Below are 20,072 nucleotides of genomic sequence, written 5' to 3' on the forward strand. Positions count from 1 at the left end.
TTTATGACGTGAAGAATGAAACATTGTGTGCGCCTGCAGAATATGATACTTTAATTTTATGAAAAAATTAAAGTATTTAGCGGTCATAGCATTACTTTCCATTTGCGGAGGCTGCTCCGTCATCCATGCTTCCGCCGGCTATCATCCTGTCTTGATAGCGCACAGGGGCTCTTCTGCGATTGAGCCGGAACATACCGCTTTGTCTTATGCACGTGCGATTAAAGACAAAGCAGATTATATTGAGATAGACTTACGGGAGACAAAGGACGGCCGTCTGATTGCGATTCACGATAAAACGGTAGATCGGACAACAGATGGTAAAGGGATGACAGATGATCTGTCTTTGGCTCAGATTAAGAAACTGAATGCGGGAAAAGGAGAAAAGATTTTAACATTAGAAGAAATCATACAGAAATTCGGACAAACTGCCAATTACTATATTGAGACAAGAGAAAGCAACGGCAGCCTGGTGATGGAAAAGAAACTGATTGACATATTACAAAAACATAAGCTGATTTCCAGCCATAAAGCAGTCATTGAGTCTTTTAGCGGGAAGAGCTTAAAGAAAGTTCGATCTATGAATAAAAAAATTCCTCTTGTTCGATTATTAAAAGATAACGAGGCTGAGGAGATAAATGATAAGCAGCTGCAAACCATCAGAACGTATGCTGATACAGTCGGGCTCAACGCCAAATTGGCAAATGAAGCAGTCGTGAAGCGCATTCATCACAATAAGATGAAAGTGCACGTGTTTTTTGATAAGGAAGACGAGCATACGCTGACGCCTATTATGCTGAAACAAAAAGCAGATGGTGTCTTTACAAACAATCCCGCTTATACACGCGGCGTGCTGCAAAACAGTAAATAAAAAGAGACATGCGCATTTTACGCTGTCTCTTTTTTTAACGGTTTCTTTTTTGCCGCAAGGTGCATTGCGAATTTGCCGATCAGCCCGATGACAAAAAATGCAGCAAACCACCAGTAATAGGTTTTCGCGAACTCAAATCCTAAATGTCTTGATAAAATGATGACAAACATCACATAGGGAACACTTGAAAATATGATGCGAAGAATATTCAAACTGCCGCTCCTCCCAGATGTTACACTTAAAAGATGTGCTTTTTTTCCATTATTTCATAGTAATTGATTTTTCTTGAAAAGTAAACAAAAAAAGAGTCGGCCCGCTTATGACAGGCCGATTCTTTATTTGCCGGCAGATTTCTTTTCAATCGCTATAATAAACGGAGGGTCGTTTCGCTGGTTGAGAAAGCCGTAGCTCAGCACGCGCGCTTTTTCCTGATCAAGATTGCTGCAGTACTCCAGTAATGCACTTTTTTCCGTCTTGCCTTCAGGATGCCCGTGGTACACAACGAGAACGATCAGCCCGTTCTCCTTCAGCAGTTCAAGGAGCTGTTCGATCGCGGAAATGGTTGAGTGACCGTTTGTCGTAATGCTTTTATCGCCGCCTGGCAGATAGCCGAGATTAAAGACGGCGCAAGCCACACGACCGTGCGCATCTTCAGGCAGCGATGCCTTTATTTGATCATGGCTTTTATGGTGAAGCGTGACGCGCGGGCCGAAGTCGGCACCGAGCCGCTCCTTCGTTTTAGCGAGTGCGTCCGCTTGAATATCAAAGGCATGGACATGTCCTGTCTCACCGACAAGGCCGGCCAGAAAATATGTATCATGTCCGTTGCCCATCGTCGCGTCAACCGTGATATCACCTTCCTGTGCGGCGGACTTCAGCAATTCTTTACTGAAAGGGAGGATGTGCATCAAGGTCATAGGGCGGTCTCCTCCCCGGTCTTTCTGAAGAGCTTTCCTTGATAGCTTCCCCGTGTTTCCAGCTCTTTTTGAATGGCGCCCAGTACTTCCCACTTATTGACGCTCCACATCGGCCCGACCATTAATTCGATCGGCCCGTCTCCCGTAATGCGGTGAACGATCATTTCCGGGGGAATGATTTCGAGCTGATCACATACAAGACTTACATATTCTTCTTGAGAAAGGAACTCCAGCTTTCCTTTTTCATATTGCTTCACCATCGGTGTGCCTTTTAATAAGTGAAGCAGGTGAATTTTAATGCCTTGCACATCCAAATCAGCGACGGCTTTGGCCGTCTCCATCATCATGTCCCTGTTTTCAAGCGGAAGCCCGTTAATGATATGGGAACAAACGCGGATGCCGTGTTTTCTCAGTTTATTGACACCCTCAACATAGCAGTCAAAATCATGGGCGCGGTTGATCAGGAGTGCGGTCCGCTCATGCACGGTCTGCAGCCCGAGTTCAACCCACAAATAGGTCCGCTCATTCAGTTCTGCCAAATATTCCACGACATCGTCCGGCAGGCAATCCGGACGGGTGGCGATAGACATGCCGACAACGCCGTCAAGCTTGAGGACGGATTCAAATTTTTCACGCAGCTCCTCTACCGGGGCATGCGTATTCGTGAACGCTTGGAAATATGCGATATATTTGCCATCTTTCCACTTTTCGTGCATACGGTTTTTGATATCGTGAAATTGCGTGAGTAAGTCATCGGCCCGATTGCCGGCAAAATCACCGGAGCCCGCCGCGCTGCAGAATGTGCAGCCTCCGTGTGCAACAGTGCCGTCCCGATTCGGGCAGTCAAAACCGCCGTCAAGCGCGACTTTAAACACTTTATGCCCGAAATGCTCCCGCAGGTGATAATTTAATGTATGGTACCGTTTTTCCGTATTTGAATAAGGAAAAGGGTTATTCTCGTTCAATGTTCAAAAAGCCTCCCTCACATCAGATGCATCCTAAAATTGTAGCATGAATGATGGAGCGGAACAATGAAACAATTATGGAACGGTCAAGGCGTAATATCTACCTGGTTTTTCTGTTGTTGTTTTAATCGTTTTGGAGAAATATCACTGAACAATGCAAAAATAATTCCTAAAATAAGAATTACACTGCCTACTTTGAATGTATTATTAAAACTGTCACTTATTTTTTCATTATATAAATTTGAAATTTTTTTCTGGATAGCGATAACTTCCTTCTTTTGAGTATTGAAACTTTTTTGTACCTTTTCTTTATATGGATCCGGGGTTATAGAAAGAATTTCTTCCTCTTTTTTGTTTAATTCAGCAATACTTTTTCTTCGATCGAAACCTTTACTGTCTGAATGCTTTAAGTGAGTTATTATCTCGTTTTTTGCATTTTTATCAAAAACCTGATTGTTTTCCACAATTGTTATGGCTTCTTTTTTTGCAGAAGCTGTGTGATCATTTATATTCATTGTAAGCACAGATGTAAGTATGGCAATGCCTAGCGCTTGTCCAACTGTCCGCATCATATTAAGAATACCTGAGGCAATACCTACTTTCTCAGGAGGAATAAGCCGTATCCCTGAACTCATTGCCGGTCCTATCACAAGCCCTAAAGCTAAGCCGGTCAAACATAACAGAATAATTACCGTTGTTACAGAACTGTCGTATCGTATGTATCCGTATAAATATGTTGTGATTGTTAAACCGAGCATACCTAGACCCGAAAGCCAAATGCCCCCGAGTTTATCAGATAGCTTTCCAGAAAGTACAGAGGTAAACATAGATGATAGAGCTAATGTAGAAACAATTAACCCCGCTTCTAATTCAGTTTTTCCCATTAAATTCGTGAGGAGTAAAGTAATAATAAGGGTACCGCTTGTTAATCCAAGGCCCTGCATAAAGAGGGTGAAAGAACTGAAACTAAACGTACGTATCTTCAGCATGGATAAGGGAATCATCGGGTTTTTAATTTTAGATTCAATAAAGAAAAACAAACAGAATAATAATACAGAGATTACAAAAAGAGAGATAATTAATGGAGATGACCAGCCTAAATCAGATACTTTTGCAAAGCCAAAGGTTAAACAGAAGAGAGCTCCGGATAAAATAAGAATCCCCATGTAATCAATTTTTTTACTCACTGTTTCATCATAACTCTCAGTAATAAAAAATGCTGCTAAAAAAAGAGAAATCAGGCCTAAAGGAATATTTATGAAGAAGATAGCTTGCCAATTAAAATTTTCAGTTAATAATCCTCCAAGTACAGGTCCTAAAGTAGCTGCTAATCCTGAGAAAGCCCCCCAGATTCCAATGATCAATCCTTTTTTATTTTGAGGAACGATGGCCAAAGCAATAGGCATTGTAACTGGCACAATGAAAGCAGCAGATAATCCCTGAATCACTCTAATTGTGATAAGCATTTCAATTGAAGTGCTCAAACAGGCAATAACTGATGTCAAAATAAAAAGTGCTAATCCAAACATAAAAGCTTTTTTTCTTCCAAAATGGTCTGCCAGCTTTGATGCACCTACTAATAAAACTGCAAAAGCTAAAGTATAACCTGTAGCCACCCAAGCTACTTGAGAAAGGTTGCTCGAAAAGTAATCCAGCATCTTAGGTAAGGCAATATTTACTATAGTGGTGTCCATTACCGAAATGAATGTACCTAATAATAATGCAGATAACATAATTAATTTTTTGAAATTCAAAACTACACCTCCATCAGATATTAATCTAAATTAAAATTCGATATATATCTAAAAACATGATAAATGCAATCTTAAGAGGTGTCAATATTATTCATAAATTGTTTCTTCATCCACTTATCTCGAAATCATATTTTTATAATTCAACAATTTTGTAACTTGAAATAACTCAATAAGAGCTTAAATGGACCTGTAAACTAGCTGAGATGATTAAGGATTTCTGAAGAGTATGACATGAGGAGAATACTTAGCATGAGGTGAAGCAAGTCTAATAAATCTAGGACTGCTCATGATAATGCTCAGTCAGGTAAGTGCTAATTAGAAATGAATATTCTTTGAAAGTTTCCTTTTGATTGATACTATTAAAAATGTAAAATGTCTGGCATGAAGATAGTACAACGTTTGCCTTTGTGGAAAAAGACTTTATGGGGTGTGAAAAAGTGCGGTTAATAATAAATGACAGTGTTTCAGAATTCTTTGACAAGATATCCTCTATTCTATTCTTAAAACACGAGGAATTCTTCAAAGATTATACAACCAAATTGGGTTTGAATTTAGATAATGAATATTTTGTATTACTAGATGATCTTAAAAGAATAAAAGAGTTAGATAGTGAGTTTTTAAATTTTTATTTTGGCAGCTTTTGCGACTACAAAGATGTTAGGAATGCAAATATTTTTTGTTTAGCCACAACATTTTTTAAAATACCACAAATTTACACGAAAGATTTTTTTGAAATTATTGATTATTTGTCTGCAGTTACAGAAGAAGAGATAAGAAAAAATATTTTAGAGTCTCTAATTTATTTACAAGGAGATCTTAAAACCGAAACATCTACCCAACAGTATTTAAATGATAGGGAAAGTTTATTTGAGCTGCTTAATAATCTAAATATAAAGCCCGAATACAAGTGGATCATATTTAAGGTAATGAAATCTCCTAAAACTTATGTAGATCAATTTTGCAGCAAATTAATGTCGGTGAATGGTTATCTTAACGAGGCGATTTATAATTTAATTAAATTCAGAGAAGAGTGGATGAATCAATTAAAAAACATAAATATAGATTTTCCAAAAAAGATAATCAGTACGTTAAAAGGTAAGGAATACTTATCTTGTAATTATATTAATATATATCCAACACTTTTACCTTACACTGCAACTATTACGAAAAGTGAAGATAACATTTATATTGGACTTGGTTATAAAGTTGATAAAATTTTTGAAAATACATTAGAGAAAGCAGAGATTAATCATATCATTGATTTTTTGAAGCTTTTATCGGATAAAAGTAAGTTCAAGATATTAATCTTACTTAGTCATAAAAAAATGTATGCTAATGAGATTGCTGAACAGCTAAATTTAACCAACGCAACGATTTCACACCATATGAGAATTTTGACATTGCAAGGTTTAGTTGAGAGTACGAGAAATCAAAATAAAACATACTATTATCTTAATTCTTCAAAATTCGATTCACTTTTGAACGGTTTGTTGAAAAAATTTAAAGCTGTTCCAGTCTTAGATGGGGATGAGTAAGTTTTATAGTTGGTGTTAGTTTCGGGATGATAATTAAAGCTAATAAAAACGATCGTCTAATGAATTGGATACCTAAAAAATCTGATGAATCCTGGGTGTTTTACACAAAAAAGATAATTTGATGGTGAACAATTTAAAGCGAACCGAAGATCTTGTGGGTGATGTGGAAAAATTATAATGTTTTTAATAAAAGAAGAATTAAGTTAGCGTTCTAAAATGAAGGCTTTTTATAAAGACTTCATTCTGTCTTGATTAAGTTTTACATTTAATCGTATTTTATGCCATCTCTGTCTTGTGAATGAATTACCTGATATTTCTTGTGAGAATTTATTTGGAATAAGAAATACTATTGATATGACATTATCAATAGGAGGACTGTTTAATGGCAACAAGACAATCAGTAGATGAACATCTCCAAAGAAGCGAACAGGCGTATGAATTTGCGAATGAGCAATTTATGACCGCTTCAAAACAAGAGCATTATAATGATAATGAGTACAGTGAAGCGCAAATGATGCTTGAAAACGCGGTGAATGAATTAAACAAGCTGTCATTATCTGCGAATGATCAGCAAAGAGAGCAGCTTTATCGAATGAGATTGCAGCTGCAGACCTTGCAAAACAATATGATTTTGCAGCGTAATTTTGATTACTGACCGCGCCGTTTTAAATGGTTCAGCAAACCTGCCGGAATCCCGGCAGGTTTTTTTGTATTTCTTTTAAAAAAGAATTGACAATAGGCCTGAGTGTGTTTATTGTATTACGTGTACTAATTGATGTAATACACATAAAACACTCAAAAAATGAAATCGACATATAAATGTTAAGCATAGGGAAGGGGAACTTTCATGAAAAACAAAAGATCCGTAAAACAAGATGTGCCTCTTATTATCGCCGCCTCGGTTTTGGCCAGCAGTCTGTTTGCCGTTCTTGTCGTCATCGGATTTCAATGGCAGAACATTTAAAGAAAGAGAGCAGCTCGTAAAAGAAAGAAGGGAAGTAAATGATTCAAATCGATCCGAGAAGCTCAACTCCGATTTATGAGCAGATCATACAGCAACTGAAAGAGCTTTGTTTAAAAGGGATCATGAAGCCGGGGGATAAACTTCCTTCTGTCAGAGAATTGGCAACGATCATTATCGCCAATCCGAATACAGTCAGCAAAGCGTACAAGGAGCTTGAACGCGATGGCGTCATTGAAACGCTGCGGGGAAGAGGAACGTATATATCGGAGAATGCAAAAAAGACATTGGTTGAAGGGAAGATGACGATGATAAAAGAGCAATTGAAACAGCTCATCATCGATGCCCATTACGCGGGAGTTGAGCTGGAGAAGCTGCAGGAATGGATAAAGGAAATCAGCGCTGATGTGAAAGGAGGCACGGATCATGATTGAATTGCGCAATCTCTCAAAAACAATTGACGGTAAAGAAGTGCTCAAAGACATTTCACTCACTATCGGAAAAGGAGAAATTTTCGGGCTGCTTGGCCGAAACGGATCAGGGAAAACAACGCTGCTCCGGCTCATTCAGCAGATTCTCCTGCCGGACCAAGGGACGGTTTTATTTAATCAGGTGGAAATAAAGCGGCATCCGAAAGTAAAACAGAACATCATTTATATGCCTGTTGAAAATCCTTTTTATGACAAGTATACATATAAACAGCTTGTTGCGATTGTAAGCAGAATCTATCCGAATTTTGATGTGACTTACGCCAATGAGCTGATGAACAGGTACGGCATTCCGGAAACGAAGAAATACCGTGAATTATCGACAGGCCTGAAAAAACAGCTTGCGCTCGTCCTTGCCTTTGCTTCACGTCCGGCTCTTATCCTTTTGGATGAACCGACGGACGGCATTGACGCCGTAACGCGTCATGACGTGCTTCAGCTTATGGTGGACGAAGTGGCTGAACGGGAAACGAGCATCCTGATTACCTCACATCGTTTAGAAGATATTGAGCGAATGTGCAACCGGATCGGATTTTTGGAAGGAAACCAGCTGACGAATGTGATGGATTTGGATGATATGAAGGAAGAATACATGAAAATCCAAATGGCGTTTGAAGAGGATGTCAACTTGATGATCAGAGAACAAAACATACCGATTCTCGACCATGCCGGTGTATTTTATACAGTGCTGATTCCGAAAAACGATGAGAAGAAAAAGGAATTTCTGCAAGAGCTGCGGCCGAAAGTATGGAACGAACTTCCTGTGAATTTAGAAGAAGTCTTCATCGCGAAGTTTGGGGGGAACCGGAGATGGTAGACAGGGGATTGCTGTACAGAGAATGGATGCAGAATCGAACTGTTCTCGTAATGATCGGCATTTTTTTAGCGGCGGTTAATCCGTTTGAAGTATTAAATACCTATCTGGTCTACCAAGGCTGTCTGGATACCCACGGAGCATATTGTAAGTTTTATGTGAATTCTTTGGATAGCGGAATGCTGAACTTTAACTGGGCGCCCGCTGTGATTTTGGCGGTTTGCTTATTCGGACTGGAGCGTACAAAAGGAACGATTGATGCGCTTTTCAGTCTGCCTTATTCCCGCGCTCAGATGTTTCATACCAAATTTTGGCTTGGAGCGGCGGTCATTGCCGGATTCCAAGTCATCGGCTACGGGTTGGCCGAGCTGCTCATTCTTCTGTTAAAGCCTGAGCGCGTATATTTCTTCCATCATTACAGCGTCGGTGAGATCATTGTGAGTATTTTGGCTTTTGCATTGGTCGCTAGCGCAGGCTGCTTAACGGGCAATACGTTCGCCCAGCTGTTAACGGCGTTTACTGTGTCGATAGCGCCTTACCTGATTATTACGTTGCCGCTGTCAAATGCGGAAGTCATTTTCGGGGTCGGCATGTATGAGCTGATGCCGTCAGAAGATGCTTATATAAAAGCATACCATTTTATTCAATATTTGAATCCGATTACGTACGTTGATACGGATTGGGTATCTGCCAGCAAGTATATATTACTCATCCCGGCAGTGATGAGCATTGTATTTTATGCCATTGGGTACTTTTGCTATGTCAGACAGCCGGCGGAACGGAACGGCCGTTTTTTCCTCTGGAGACAGCTTGACCGACCCATTCAGATTGTGGTGATCATGATCGGCGTTCTCGGTTTTGGTCTCGCGGGGTACTCGACGGGACAGTCAATGACAGGATATGTGGCCGGGATGATTGTCGGGGGAGCGATCGGATTTTTAGTCAGTTATTTTGTAATTTATAAAAAAGCAAAGCATGTGTAAGAGAGGAGAACCGGAATGATACCGCGGGGATTATTGTACACAGAATGGAAGAAAAATCAGTGGCTGTTTTTGTTGAGCGGTATTTTCTTAATAGCGGCAAACCCTTTTATGATTTATTACTACTATTTATCATACCAAGGGCGTTTGAATTATCTGGATCCGCAATATTGTGAATTTACCGTGAGTTATACGAATGGGTCGCCTCTTTCCTTCAGCTGGATTGTGAGTGTCATCATTGCCGTCTTCTTATTAGGCTTGGAACGGACAAAGGGAACGATGGATGCTTTGTTAAGCATGCCTTACAGCAGAGGCCAAATCTTTCAGACTAAATTCTGGCTCGGCGGGGCAGTCATTGTTGTTCCTCAGGCGATAGGCTATGGAGCGGCGTCATTGCTGATATCTTTGCTGAAACCGAGCCATACGTACGATTTTGATCATTTTTCAATCGGAATGATTGTCATCAGTTTTATGGCTTACGCCTTGTTAATGGCATCCGGCGCATTAACGGGACAGATATTCGCCCAGCTGTTAACGGCGTTTACCGTCACAGTTCTGCCCTTTTTACTCATCGGTCTGCCGGCCGCGAATTTGGAGGTCGTTTTCGATTTTAGTGTGGGAGATCAATTTTCTTTTATCAGCAGTTATATCGAATCCCGTCTTTTTATATTTGTAACCCCTATTGGATATGTGTTTAACGACTGGATCAGAGAAAGAGATTTGGTTTTAATCATTCCGATTGTGATGAGCCTTGTCTTTTATCTGATCGGTTACGTCAGCTTTCTGAAACATCCGAATGAACGGAACGGCAGATTCTTTCTTTGGAGAAAATTGGACCGGCCGGTGCAGATATTGGTGATTGCCTTTGCCGTTATGGGTTTCGGCGTTTTCGGATATGGGGTCACAGACACGATGTTCGGCTATTTAGCCGGCATTATCTTCGGCGCGATTATCGGGTTTTTCATCAGTTATTTTACGGTTTACAGGCAGTCAAAGCATATGTAGATCTGTTTGAAAATGAGCAGTTTGGAGGAAGGCAAGGTGCCGATTAGCGGTTTGCTTTATAAAGAATGGAAGCAGCGGCAGACGCTGCTGCTTCTTACAGCGGGGTTCTTAGCTATTTTAGGCCCTTTGGCAATTATAAATGAGTATTTTCACTATAAGGATTGTTTAAAAACACTTCATCAATATTCAGGTTCAGTTTGTACGTTCAGCATTGATTACAGCAATCAAAATTTGATTGGGCTGCATTTCATTCCTCCGGTTATGATAGGGCTTTTTCTGATAAGAGCAGGCCGGGCTGAAAGGATGTTTACACTGAGTCTTCCGTATTCGAGAAGCCGGATATTTCATACGAAGTTTTTCTTGGGAGCAGCCGTGTTAGCCGGCTCGCAGTTTGTTTCTTACGGAGTATCTGACATATTGTTTCTAGCGCTTAAACCTGATGCTGTCCATCATTTTCAATCATTCAGCGCAGGGATGCTGGTCATCAGCTTGATGATTTATGCATTAGTGACAGCTGCCGGCACGATAACGGGCAATTTAGCGGCGCAGCTGATCACGGCGTTCACGGTTTCCGTCTTTCCGATCGTGGTTATGACGATTTACCTGTTAAACGCTGAGTTCCTTTTTGGCAGGCAGGCTGTGCCGGATATTGATTTCCCTTGGAGCGGATTTCTGATCTATTTCATGCCTGCCGCTTACATCCATACCTCATGGATGTATTACATGAAACACGCATTGTTAATCTCCGCAATTATGGGATTTTGTTTCTATCTATTCGGCTATGCGAATTTCCTGAAAATGCCGAGTGAACGAAGCGGACATTTTATCCTAAGCAAATACATTGAACGCACCATTCAAGTGCTCGTCATGGTGCTCAGTATGCTGGGAAGTGCGGGGGTATGCGGATATGCTTATAACGGTTCGTATACCGGTTACATATTCGGCATGCTTCTCGGTGCGATTATCGGGTTTTTCATCAGTTATTACTTCATCTATAAAAAAACGAAACAGATATAAGGGGGAGTGGTGTACGTGATAGAAGTACAGCATATTGATCATTCATTTAAAATCGGCAGGAAAGGCAGAGAGAGTGAGGTTCCGGTATTGAAGGATGTCTCTTTGACCGTTGAAAAAGGGGAAATTGCCTGTATCGTCGGGCGGAGCGGTTCCGGAAAATCAACGCTTCTGAATTTAATTTCCGGATACATAGCGCCGACGAAGGGTCGTATCGTCATTAATGGCACTGATGTGACGGGCTTCAGTGAAAAAGAGTGGGCGCAGTTCCGCCTCGGGCATTTCGGTTTTATTTTTCAAAGTTTTCAGCTCATTCCGAGTCTGACAACCTATGAAAATGTTGAAATGCCGCTTGCCTTAAAAGGCGTCAAACCGTCTGAACGCAAGCAAAAAGTCGCGGACATGCTGAAACGGGTCGGACTTGAGAATCATGCGAATCATTATCCGAATGAGCTGTCAGGCGGCCAGCAGCAGCGTGTCAGTATCGCAAGAGCCCTGATTTTAAATCCGTCGATTATTTTAGCTGATGAGCCGACGGGAAGCCTCGATTCAGAAACGGAGCTTGAGGTGCTTGCGTTAATTCAGCAGCTGAACCGGGAGCGCGGGATTACATTTGTCATCATTACGCATGACGATGAAGTCGCTTCAATCGCGCATTCAAAATTCCAGCTGCATGACGGTGTATTAAAAGGGGGCGTTACTGTTGAGATTTAAGGATCAGATTCACTTTATCAGAAGAAATATGAAGAAAAACCGGCTGCGTGTTTTCATGACGGTGCTGGCAACGACAATGGCGTGCGCGTTTTTGGTCGTGCTGGCGTCCGTCGGATTCGGCATCCAAAAAACGATTACAGACATTACGATGAGCCAGCAGATTGTTACGGAAATCAATGTGCTCGGCCAAGAGAACGGAAAAGCCGTGAAGAAATCAGACTTGGAAAAGTATAAAAATGTCAAGTCTGTCGTTGAAAGAACACAAGTGTATGAACCGAATAAAGCGTCGTTAGGAAACCGAACAAATGAAGATTCTGCCATTGTGCTGACAAACATGAACGATGAAGTCAAAGCCAATATGGAGCTTGATCAGGGAAGGGTCGCCCGTACAGAGAATGAAATCGTGGTCGGCTATGATTTTGCGAAGAACTTATTGACGAAAAAAGAGGCTGACGCTTACGACAAAGAGTTAAAGGATCACCAAGGCGACATGTCGGAGGTGAAAAAACCAAAAGGCTATACGAAAGACCTGCTTAATAAAACGATACAGCTGAGCATCTCCAAAACAAACAAAGACGGAGACGTTGAGAAAACGAAAACGTACGACTTCAAAGTAGTCGGAATTACAAAAAAACCGTCCCAAGATTGGATAGAGGATACAAATATTTTTGTGAGTGATCAATTCAAGAAGGACTTCTCAACATTCTTGGATCTGAAGAATGGAAATGTGGAAAAAAACATCAATGTGTATGCGGACAAATTCGAACATGTCGATCAGCTTACCCATGACCTCACGGATGACGGCTTTTATGTCAGATCTGTCACAACCGAGCTGAAGGGCGTCAATACCTTCTTCCTCGTCTTTAAAATCGGCCTGATCTTTGTCGGCTTTATCGCCGTCGTGATTTCTGCCATCGGTATTTTCAATACGATGACGATGGCGGTGACGGAACGAACGCAGGAAATCGGGATTATGAAAGCGATCGGCGCAAGCCCGTCCATCATCCGCAGAATGTTCCTGATGGAAAGCGCCTATATCGGGATATTAGGTTCTGTCATCGGGATTATCATTTCTTACGGAGTGAGTTTTGCCGTCAATCTGGCTGTGCCGGTTATCTTGAAAGCGGTAGGGGGAAACACCGGAGCTGAAGATCTTCATTATACCTTCTCCTATATCCCGCTCAGCCTCGTTGTGATCGCAGTTGTCATTTGTGCGGGGGTCGCGGTGATTTCCGGTATGAATCCGGCCCGCAAAGCGACAAAAACCAACGTTCTGACTGCATTAAGAAGAGAACTGTAAAGGAAAAAAGCCGGCTGTACATCAGCCGGTTTTTCCTCTATCTATCAGAAAAGGGCGGATACCATGTTTCACATTTTGTTAATAGAAGATGATAACACTTTGTTTCACGAGATGAAAGAGAGATTAACGGGCTGGTCATTTGCGGTGCACGGAATAAAAGATTTCAGCCGGGTTATCCGGGAGTTTTCTGAAATTAAGCCTGATTTGGTGATCATTGATGTACAGCTGCCGAAATTTGACGGCTTTCATTGGTGCAGAATGATACGCTCCCAATCAAACGTGCCGATTCTCTTTTTGTCCTCACGCGATCATCCCGCGGATATGGTCATGTCGATGCAGCTCGGGGCAGATGATTTTATTCAGAAGCCTTTTCACTTTGATGTGTTAATCGCGAAAATACAGGCGGTGTTCCGCCGTGTGCACCAATACGGCACAGAACCGGCGCTGATGAAAAGATGGTGCGGGGCGGTCATTGACACAGAAACCAACACGGTCAGCCGTAAAAACGGTTCGGTCGAGCTGACCAAAAACGAAATGCTGATCTTAAAACTGCTGGCTGAGCAGAAAAATAAAATCGTCAGCCGGGAAGAACTCATCAGAAGCCTATGGAATGATGAGCGTTTCGTCAGTGATAATACGCTGACGGTGAATGTCAACCGGCTGCGGAAAAAACTCGATCAATTAGGCATCGGGAAAATGATTGAAACCAAGGTGGGGCAGGGATACATCGCAAAGGAAGAAGACGGTCTTTATGATTAAGTCATTTCTGCTCGAAAGAAAAAGCTGGATTGCGATGTTTCTTTTTCAGCAGGCTGTGCTCCTTTTTGCGGCATATATTGATCCGTCTATTCCGTTTTTTTCGGTGCTGTATTTCGTTTACCTGTCGCTTCTTGTGTTTCTTGTATTTCTCTTGTTCCGCTATCGTAAAGAGACCGCCTATTATAAAAGCTTAAGAGAATGGGACGCCAATTTAGACATGTCTTATCTTAAAGCGCCTGACAGTCCGTTTGAGTCTATCGTTGAAGAAAGCATTGAAGGGCAGACGGAGCAGTTAAGAAAAAGCTCCCTTCATCTTCAGGCGGCGTCAGAGCATGAAAAGGACGATCTGATGTCATGGATTCATGAGGTCAAAACACCGCTGACAGCGATGCATCTCATGATCGAGCGCCTTGATGAACAGCAGCTGAAAGCCCCTTTGCTGTATGAATGGCTGCGGATTCACCATCTTCTGGACCAGCAGCTTCATCAGAAACGATTGTCCTTTATTGAAAATGATTTATCATTCCAGCGCATTCAGCTCAGACCGCTCGTTTTCAAAGAAATTAAAAATCTGCAATCATGGTGTATACAAAAAGGGATCGGGTTTGACATTCAGCTTGATTCACCAGACGTTCACAGTGACGGAAAATGGCTTTCCTTCATCATCAGGCAGCTGTTAAGCAATGCCGTCAAATACAGTGAAGCGGATGACATTACCGTAAAAAGCTATGAACAAAACGGCCGGGTGCATGTGGATATCGAAGACCGCGGCATCGGCATCGAGCCCAAAGATCTTCCGCGCATTTTTGAAAAGGGATTTACCTCGACGCGAATGAGGCGTGATCACGCGTCAACGGGGATGGGCCTGTATTTGGCTCGAAAAGCCGCGGCTCCGCTTCTTATCCGGATCAGCGTGCGCTCTGAGCCGGAAAGCGGCACGGTTTTTACCTTGGTGTTTCCGAAACAGAACGATGCCGTCAGCATGTTCAGCGTGTGACAAAAGTGTCACATGCTTTTCTCTTTTGTTCGCTTAATCAAACGAAAAAAACGGTTTCTGTTTTTAAAATAAAGATAACCAATGTAAAAGGAGAATCATAACGTGATGATTTTAGAAGCAGGCAATATCCAAAAAAGCTACGGAAACAAGCTGAATAAACAAGAGGTGCTGAAAGGAATTGATCTTCAGATTCACAAAGGGGAATTCGTCAGCATTATGGGCCCGTCGGGATCAGGGAAAACGACCCTTTTGAATGTGCTTTCCTCCATTGATAAAGTGAGCGCGGGCACCATTAAACTGAATGAGACGGAGATTACATCCATGAAAGAAAAACAGCTTGCCGAATTCAGAAAACGGCATCTTGGCTTTATTTTTCAGGATTATAATTTATTGGACACCCTGACCGTGAAAGAAAACATACTCCTGCCGTTATCCATTACGAAAATGTCTAAGAAAGAGGCGGACCTGCGATTTGCCGAGACGGCAGAGGAGCTTGGGATCTATGATTTGCGACATAAGTATCCGAGTGAAATTTCCGGCGGGCAAAAACAGCGGACGTCTGCCGCAAGAGCTGTTATTCACGAGCCGGGCATTATTTTTGCTGATGAGCCGACCGGAGCGCTCGATTCAAAGGCTGCCACGGATTTACTGAATAAACTCAGCCGTCTGAATCAAAAACGCCGCGCCACCATTGTGATGGTGACGCATGATCCGGTTGCCGCCAGCTATTCCGGACGTGTGGTTTTCATTAAAGACGGCCGTGTGTATACACAGCTGAATAAAGGCGGCCAGGACAGACCGGACTTTTTTCAGGATATTATGAAAACGCAAAGTGTATTGGGCGGAGTTCAGGCATGAGTATTCATCATTTGATCTTCCAGAACCTGAAAAAGAATATGAAAAACTATTACCTTTACGTTTTTGCGCTGGTGTTCAGCGCCGCCCTTTATTTCGCGTTTGTCACGATGCAATACGATCCGGCGCTTGATGAAATGAAAAGCTCCATAAAAGGAGCGGCGGCAATCCGGGCCGCCTCTGTACTGCTTGTGGCGATCGTGTCGGTATTTCTTTTATACGCCAACACCATTTTTATTAAACGGCGCGGCCGGGAAATCGGCTTATTCCGATTAATCGGCATGACGAAAATGCACATTTTCCGCATACTCAGCGCAGAAAATTTCATTTTGTATTTCGGATCGATTTGGATCGGTATTTTTGCCGGCTTTTCTCTCTCGAAATTATGTATGATGATGCTGTTTCATACAGTCGGTGTGAAAGCCTCTGTCTCACTGTTTTTTTCAAGCAAGGCGCTCGTTCAGACGTTAATTGTGTTCGGGGCAATTTACCTGCTGATTATGATGATGAATTACTTATTTATTAAACGGCAAAGCATTTTGTCTTTATTTAAAACCGCGTCATCGTCAGAAAGCGGCATAAGACGGCTTTCTTGGGTGCAGATGTCGATCGGCGTTGTCGGTATTGCGGCCATTATCGCCGGCTATGCCGTGTCCGCGGATTTATTCGGAGGCAGTTTTACGAGCATGAATGAACTGTTTTCGGCAATGGTGTTTATTCTCGGCTCGGTCATTATCGGAACCTATCTGTTTTATAAAGGTTCGGTCAGCTTTCTGGCAAATCTCATCCGGAAATCAAAAGGCGGGTATCTGAATGTCAGTGAAGTGCTGTCTTTGTCATCCATCATGTTCCGGATGAAGTCAAACGCCGTCCTGCTGACGATTATTACGACTCTTTCGGCGCTGGCAATCGGTTTGCTGTCTTTAAGCTATATCTCGTACTATTCCGCGGAAAAATCGGCTGAGCAAAATACAGCCGCGGACTTTGCGTTTGATAACCAAAAGGAGACTGACTCATTTACCGCTTTATTGAAGAAAAACGGAATTGAACACAAAGTGAAAACAATCAAGACCATTCAAGCCGGTGTCAATATGAAGAACATCATAAACGGCGATATGAAAAGCTTTCAACAAGACCCGTCCAGCTTGGCGCTGCCGATTATAAGCGAGAAAGACGCAGAAGGGACGGAGCTTTCTGACGGAGAAGCCGTGTTTACCGGATATAATGATATGATGAAAAGATTTCTCGACCTGAAAACGTCAGGTTCCATTGATATAAACGGCAAAACGGATAAAATACCGCTGGCGTATAAGGGCTTGAAGAACGACTTCCTCCTGTCATATACATTTACAAGCGGAGGGCTGCCGACCGTTATCGTCACGCAGCAGGTATTCGACCGGATCGAGAAAGATATCGACCCGTCCATTCAGGGAAAATCAAATCGGTTCTTCGGCATTACACTCAAACGAGAAGAGGACATCCAAAAAGCTGATGGTCTGTTTCAGGCGCAGCACTATTCAGACGGCGCGCTTTCACAATTTGAAACGGCTGACACCCAAAAGAAAAACATGGGGCTGATCATGTTTATTGTCGGGTTTTTAGGATTAACCTTTCTGATTACCTCAGGCTGTATCCTTTATTTTAAACAAATGGGCGAGTGTGAGGATGAGAAGGCTGATTATACGATATTGCGGAAGCTCGGCTTCACAACGGGAGATCTGCTGAAAGGCATCCGCCGGAAGCAGGCGTATCATTTCGGGATTCCTCTCGTTCTCGGGCTGTTCCACAGCTATTTTGCCGTTCAGTCAGGATGGTTTTTATTCGGAACGGAAGTGTGGACGCCGATGATCATCGTCATGGCGCTGTATACGCTGCTGTACTCCATCTTCGGCATGCTGTCGGTGCTGTATTATAAAAAGGTCATTCAATCCGCCTTGTAAAACAAGTTGAGGAGCCTCCGCATAAGCGGAGGCTTTTTTTGTATGAATAGAAGAAAGCGATTTTTAAAAGAATAGACATACGTCATTTTTTCGCGCGGGGGAGCCTTATGCAGAAGTATTTTCAATTGAAATCTGAAACAGGGGCCTTTCATCTTTTTTCCAAGGAACACATTTTCACGCTGTTGATCATCGGATTGCTGGGGGCGGGCGTGATCGTATTCCGGAAAAAGCTCAACCAGAGTCGCATGATCCGCTATGTACTATTCATTCTCCTTGCCGTGTCGCAGATCAGCTATCATATATGGCTGCTTTGTCATCATGCATGGTCGCTGAAAACAGCTCTGCCGCTGCAGCTGAGCGACCTTTCCGTCTATTTGGCGATGCTGATGGTTATGACAAAAAGCAAAAAGCTGTTCGCCTTCCTCTATTTTGCCGGTTTGGGCAGCGCCGTACAGGCGATGGCAACACCTGATTTAGGGGCGTATTCTTTCCCGCATTTTCGGTACATCGTGTTTTTCGTCTCCCACGGCTGTGTTTTTCTTACCTGTCGATTCATGGCCGCTGCAGAAAGGTACAGACCGTCGGCGCGCGGGCTGTGGGTGTCGGTGCTGATCGTAAATCTGTACGGGGCGTGTGTCTTTTTTATTGATCGTGTGCTGAATGCAAATTATCTATATTTAATGAAAAAACCGAAGACCGCTTCGCTTCTGAATGTTTTCGGACCTTGGCCGTGGTATCTTCTATCAATGGAAGCGGCGGTGATATTGAGCTTTTTCATTCTGTATATTCCGTTTTGGCTGCTGAGGAAAAGAGCATGAGGCCGGGCTGTTTTTGCGAATCCAATCATTTGTAATTTTTTCAACATTCCGGCATTATTTTTTTCAGATTCTGATGTTGAAAAAAGACGTCCGCGGCGATAGAATGAATGTGCTATGATAACGTGATCGATACGGAGCCGCGGCTTGCGGTTTCCGTTTTTTCATGGGGTTTTTTATAGAGAGAGGGGGATCGGTATGCCGCGCGCTTTGAAGATATTAATCATCGGAATGTTTATCAATGTGACGGGCGCATCTTTTTTGTGGCCGCTGAATACGATCTATATTCATAATCATTTAGGGAAATCGCTGACTGTTGCGGGGATTGTTCTGATGCTGAATTCCGGTGCCAGTGTGGCGGGGAATTTATGCGGCGGATTTTTGTTTGATAAAATCGGCGGATTCAAATCCATTATGCTCGGCATTATGATCACATTGGCAAGTCTTCTCGGACTCGTTCTGTTTCACCAATGGCCCGTTTATATTTGGCTGCTCATCATTGTCGGCTTCGGTTCCGGTATCGTGTTTCCGGCCAGTTACGCCATGGCGGGAGCGGTATGGAAAGAAGGCGGGCGGAGAGCTTTTAATGCGATTTATGTAGCTCAGAACGCAGGTGTCGCCGTCGGCTCGGCACTCGGCGGGATGGTTGCGGCGTACTCGTTTACGTACGTGTTTTTAGCCAATGCTATGCTGTATGTGCTGTTTTTCCTTATCGTATTTTTCGGGTTTCGAAATATCAAAACCGGAAATGCGAGCCAGGTTTCTGTCCTGGACTACGAGCCTGTCAGCAGCAGAACGAAATTTACGGCGCTTCTCATATTGAGCGGCGGGTATGTTCTCGGGTGGATTGCCTATTCTCAGTGGTCCACAACCGTTGCGTCACATACTCAAAGCATCGGTATGCCGCTTTCATTATACAGTGTGCTCTGGACCGTAAACGGAATATTAATTGTCGCCGGACAGCCTCTCATAGGAGTTGTTTTGAAAAAATGGTCCGGTGCGTTAAAAACGCAGATGGTCATCGGCTTTTGTATTTTTATCGTCTCGTTCGGCGTGCTTCTCAGCGCCAAGCAATTTCCGATGTACCTCACCGCAATGGTGATTTTAACCGTCGGAGAAATGCTTGTCTGGCCTGCCGTGCCTACCATTGCCAATCAGCTTGCGCCTAAGGGGAAAGAAGGGTTTTACCAAGGATTCGTCAACAGTGCGGCGACGGGCGGCAGAATGATCGGGCCGCTTCTTGGCGGCGTGCTGGTTGATCAGTACGGAATGAGCGTGCTGCTGTTGATCCTGATGGTGCTTCTTGTTGTCAGCATCGCAGCGACGGTGCTGTACGACAAACGCCTGAAAACCGTTAGTAAACAAAACGTCCAAGTGCGATGACGACATAA

General features: G+C 42.9%; 20 protein-coding genes. 16 read left to right on the forward strand and 4 right to left on the reverse strand.

The annotated features are described in order from the left end of the window. The first annotated feature begins 58 nt into the window (after positions 1–58). Positions 59–868 (forward strand): glycerophosphodiester phosphodiesterase family protein, encoded by an 810-nt coding sequence (locus OVA33_RS09920; RefSeq protein WP_025649752.1) that lies wholly within the window; start codon positions 59–61, stop codon positions 866–868. Positions 869–885: 17 nt separating this feature from the next. On the opposite strand, the gene OVA33_RS09925 is transcribed toward OVA33_RS09920, so the two are convergent. From OVA33_RS09925 to OVA33_RS09940, 4 genes are all read right to left on the reverse strand, one after another. After that, complete coding sequence (locus tag OVA33_RS09925) at positions 886–1,080, reverse strand: hypothetical protein (protein ID WP_003152265.1); 195 nt, start codon at positions 1,078–1,080, stop codon at positions 886–888. Positions 1,081–1,203: 123 nt separating this feature from the next. Then, the gene (locus tag OVA33_RS09930; RefSeq protein WP_007613246.1) at positions 1,204–1,785 is read right to left on the reverse strand and encodes a tRNA 5-(aminomethyl)-2-thiouridylate-methyltransferase MnmM; all 582 of its coding nucleotides are present in this window, start codon (positions 1,783–1,785) and stop codon (positions 1,204–1,206) included. Continuing rightward, the gene (locus OVA33_RS09935; RefSeq protein ID WP_003152268.1) at positions 1,782–2,750 is read right to left on the reverse strand and encodes a tRNA modification radical SAM protein MnmL/YtqA; all 969 of its coding nucleotides are present in this window, start codon (positions 2,748–2,750) and stop codon (positions 1,782–1,784) included. The genes OVA33_RS09930 and OVA33_RS09935 overlap by 4 nt, the downstream gene beginning before the upstream one ends. 86 nt (positions 2,751–2,836) lie before the next feature. Continuing rightward, positions 2,837–4,504, reverse strand: coding sequence for an MFS transporter (locus OVA33_RS09940; RefSeq protein ID WP_025649751.1), 1,668 nt, complete (start codon positions 4,502–4,504; stop codon positions 2,837–2,839). Positions 4,505–4,926: 422 nt separating this feature from the next. Here OVA33_RS09940 and OVA33_RS09945 point away from each other — a divergent pair, with 422 nt between their 5' ends. The 15 genes from OVA33_RS09945 to OVA33_RS10020 all read left to right on the forward strand — a co-directional run bounded on the left by OVA33_RS09945 (position 4,927) and on the right by OVA33_RS10020 (position 20,064). After that, positions 4,927–6,039 (forward strand): ArsR/SmtB family transcription factor, encoded by a 1,113-nt coding sequence (locus OVA33_RS09945; protein ID WP_050586592.1) that lies wholly within the window; start codon positions 4,927–4,929, stop codon positions 6,037–6,039. A gap of 382 nt (positions 6,040–6,421) precedes the next feature. Next, positions 6,422–6,694: a YtzC family protein gene (locus OVA33_RS09950; RefSeq protein ID WP_003152272.1), complete on the forward strand. Its 273-nt coding sequence runs from the start codon at positions 6,422–6,424 to the stop codon at positions 6,692–6,694. Between the two features lie 347 nt (positions 6,695–7,041). Further along, positions 7,042–7,434: a GntR family transcriptional regulator gene (locus OVA33_RS09960; protein ID WP_016938498.1), complete on the forward strand. Its 393-nt coding sequence runs from the start codon at positions 7,042–7,044 to the stop codon at positions 7,432–7,434. After that, on the forward strand, positions 7,427–8,305 hold the full coding sequence (locus OVA33_RS09965) for an ABC transporter ATP-binding protein (RefSeq protein WP_063636803.1): 879 nt from the start codon (positions 7,427–7,429) through the stop codon (positions 8,303–8,305). Before OVA33_RS09960 ends, OVA33_RS09965 begins: the two co-directional genes overlap by 8 nt. Beyond that, the gene (locus OVA33_RS09970; protein ID WP_017418413.1) at positions 8,299–9,285 is read left to right on the forward strand and encodes an ABC transporter permease; all 987 of its coding nucleotides are present in this window, start codon (positions 8,299–8,301) and stop codon (positions 9,283–9,285) included. The genes OVA33_RS09965 and OVA33_RS09970 overlap by 7 nt, the downstream gene beginning before the upstream one ends. A gap of 15 nt (positions 9,286–9,300) precedes the next feature. Further along, complete coding sequence (locus OVA33_RS09975; RefSeq protein WP_063636802.1) at positions 9,301–10,287, forward strand: ABC transporter permease; 987 nt, start codon at positions 9,301–9,303, stop codon at positions 10,285–10,287. 36 nt (positions 10,288–10,323) lie between these two features. Then, positions 10,324–11,304 carry a hypothetical protein gene (locus OVA33_RS09980; RefSeq protein ID WP_017418411.1) on the forward strand — a complete coding sequence of 327 codons (981 nt, stop codon included), beginning with the start codon at positions 10,324–10,326 and terminating at the stop codon, positions 11,302–11,304. Positions 11,305–11,319: 15 nt separating this feature from the next. Beyond that, positions 11,320–12,015 (forward strand): ABC transporter ATP-binding protein, encoded by a 696-nt coding sequence (locus OVA33_RS09985; RefSeq protein ID WP_007408816.1) that lies wholly within the window; start codon positions 11,320–11,322, stop codon positions 12,013–12,015. Continuing rightward, a complete protein-coding gene (locus tag OVA33_RS09990) occupies positions 12,005–13,315 on the forward strand; it encodes an ABC transporter permease (RefSeq protein ID WP_021494489.1) in 1,311 nt (436 codons plus the stop codon). Before OVA33_RS09985 ends, OVA33_RS09990 begins: the two co-directional genes overlap by 11 nt. A gap of 63 nt (positions 13,316–13,378) precedes the next feature. Next, the gene (locus tag OVA33_RS09995; protein WP_014418686.1) at positions 13,379–14,074 is read left to right on the forward strand and encodes a response regulator transcription factor; all 696 of its coding nucleotides are present in this window, start codon (positions 13,379–13,381) and stop codon (positions 14,072–14,074) included. Then, positions 14,067–15,071 carry a sensor histidine kinase gene (locus OVA33_RS10000; RefSeq protein ID WP_017418409.1) on the forward strand — a complete coding sequence of 335 codons (1,005 nt, stop codon included), beginning with the start codon at positions 14,067–14,069 and terminating at the stop codon, positions 15,069–15,071. The genes OVA33_RS09995 and OVA33_RS10000 overlap by 8 nt, the downstream gene beginning before the upstream one ends. A gap of 102 nt (positions 15,072–15,173) precedes the next feature. Beyond that, positions 15,174–15,929: an ABC transporter ATP-binding protein gene (locus OVA33_RS10005; RefSeq protein WP_015387828.1), complete on the forward strand. Its 756-nt coding sequence runs from the start codon at positions 15,174–15,176 to the stop codon at positions 15,927–15,929. Next, positions 15,926–17,866 (forward strand): FtsX-like permease family protein, encoded by a 1,941-nt coding sequence (locus tag OVA33_RS10010; protein WP_014418683.1) that lies wholly within the window; start codon positions 15,926–15,928, stop codon positions 17,864–17,866. The genes OVA33_RS10005 and OVA33_RS10010 overlap by 4 nt, the downstream gene beginning before the upstream one ends. A gap of 107 nt (positions 17,867–17,973) precedes the next feature. Further along, positions 17,974–18,684: a YwaF family protein gene (locus OVA33_RS10015; RefSeq protein ID WP_063636800.1), complete on the forward strand. Its 711-nt coding sequence runs from the start codon at positions 17,974–17,976 to the stop codon at positions 18,682–18,684. Positions 18,685–18,879: 195 nt separating this feature from the next. Next, on the forward strand, positions 18,880–20,064 hold the full coding sequence (locus tag OVA33_RS10020; protein WP_017418406.1) for an MDR family MFS transporter: 1,185 nt from the start codon (positions 18,880–18,882) through the stop codon (positions 20,062–20,064). Positions 20,065–20,072 lie beyond the last annotated feature (8 nt).

This window comes from Bacillus sp. KICET-1, from assembly GCF_027721405.1.
Lineage (GTDB): Bacteria > Bacillota > Bacilli > Bacillales > Bacillaceae > Bacillus > Bacillus velezensis.

Bases quoted from the DNA above. Each gene is read 5' to 3' on its own strand.
- OVA33_RS10015 (WP_063636800.1), top strand. From the start codon at position 17,974: ATGCAGAAGTATTTTCAATTGAAATCTGAAACAGGGGCCTTTCATCTT.
- OVA33_RS09920 (WP_025649752.1), top strand. From the start codon at position 59: ATGAAAAAATTAAAGTATTTAGCGGTCATAGCATTACTTTCCATTTGC.
- OVA33_RS09945 (WP_050586592.1), top strand. From the start codon at position 4,927: ATGGGGTGTGAAAAAGTGCGGTTAATAATAAATGACAGTGTTTCAGAA.
- OVA33_RS10010 (WP_014418683.1), top strand. From the start codon at position 15,926: ATGAGTATTCATCATTTGATCTTCCAGAACCTGAAAAAGAATATGAAA.
- OVA33_RS09950 (WP_003152272.1), top strand. From the start codon at position 6,422: ATGGCAACAAGACAATCAGTAGATGAACATCTCCAAAGAAGCGAACAG.
- OVA33_RS09930 (WP_007613246.1), bottom strand. From the start codon at position 1,785: ATGACCTTGATGCACATCCTCCCTTTCAGTAAAGAATTGCTGAAGTCC.
- OVA33_RS10000 (WP_017418409.1), top strand. From the start codon at position 14,067: ATGATTAAGTCATTTCTGCTCGAAAGAAAAAGCTGGATTGCGATGTTT.
- OVA33_RS10020 (WP_017418406.1), top strand. From the start codon at position 18,880: ATGCCGCGCGCTTTGAAGATATTAATCATCGGAATGTTTATCAATGTG.
- OVA33_RS09965 (WP_063636803.1), top strand. From the start codon at position 7,427: ATGATTGAATTGCGCAATCTCTCAAAAACAATTGACGGTAAAGAAGTG.
- OVA33_RS09960 (WP_016938498.1), top strand. From the start codon at position 7,042: ATGATTCAAATCGATCCGAGAAGCTCAACTCCGATTTATGAGCAGATC.
- OVA33_RS09975 (WP_063636802.1), top strand. From the start codon at position 9,301: ATGATACCGCGGGGATTATTGTACACAGAATGGAAGAAAAATCAGTGG.
- OVA33_RS09995 (WP_014418686.1), top strand. From the start codon at position 13,379: ATGTTTCACATTTTGTTAATAGAAGATGATAACACTTTGTTTCACGAG.
- OVA33_RS09970 (WP_017418413.1), top strand. From the start codon at position 8,299: ATGGTAGACAGGGGATTGCTGTACAGAGAATGGATGCAGAATCGAACT.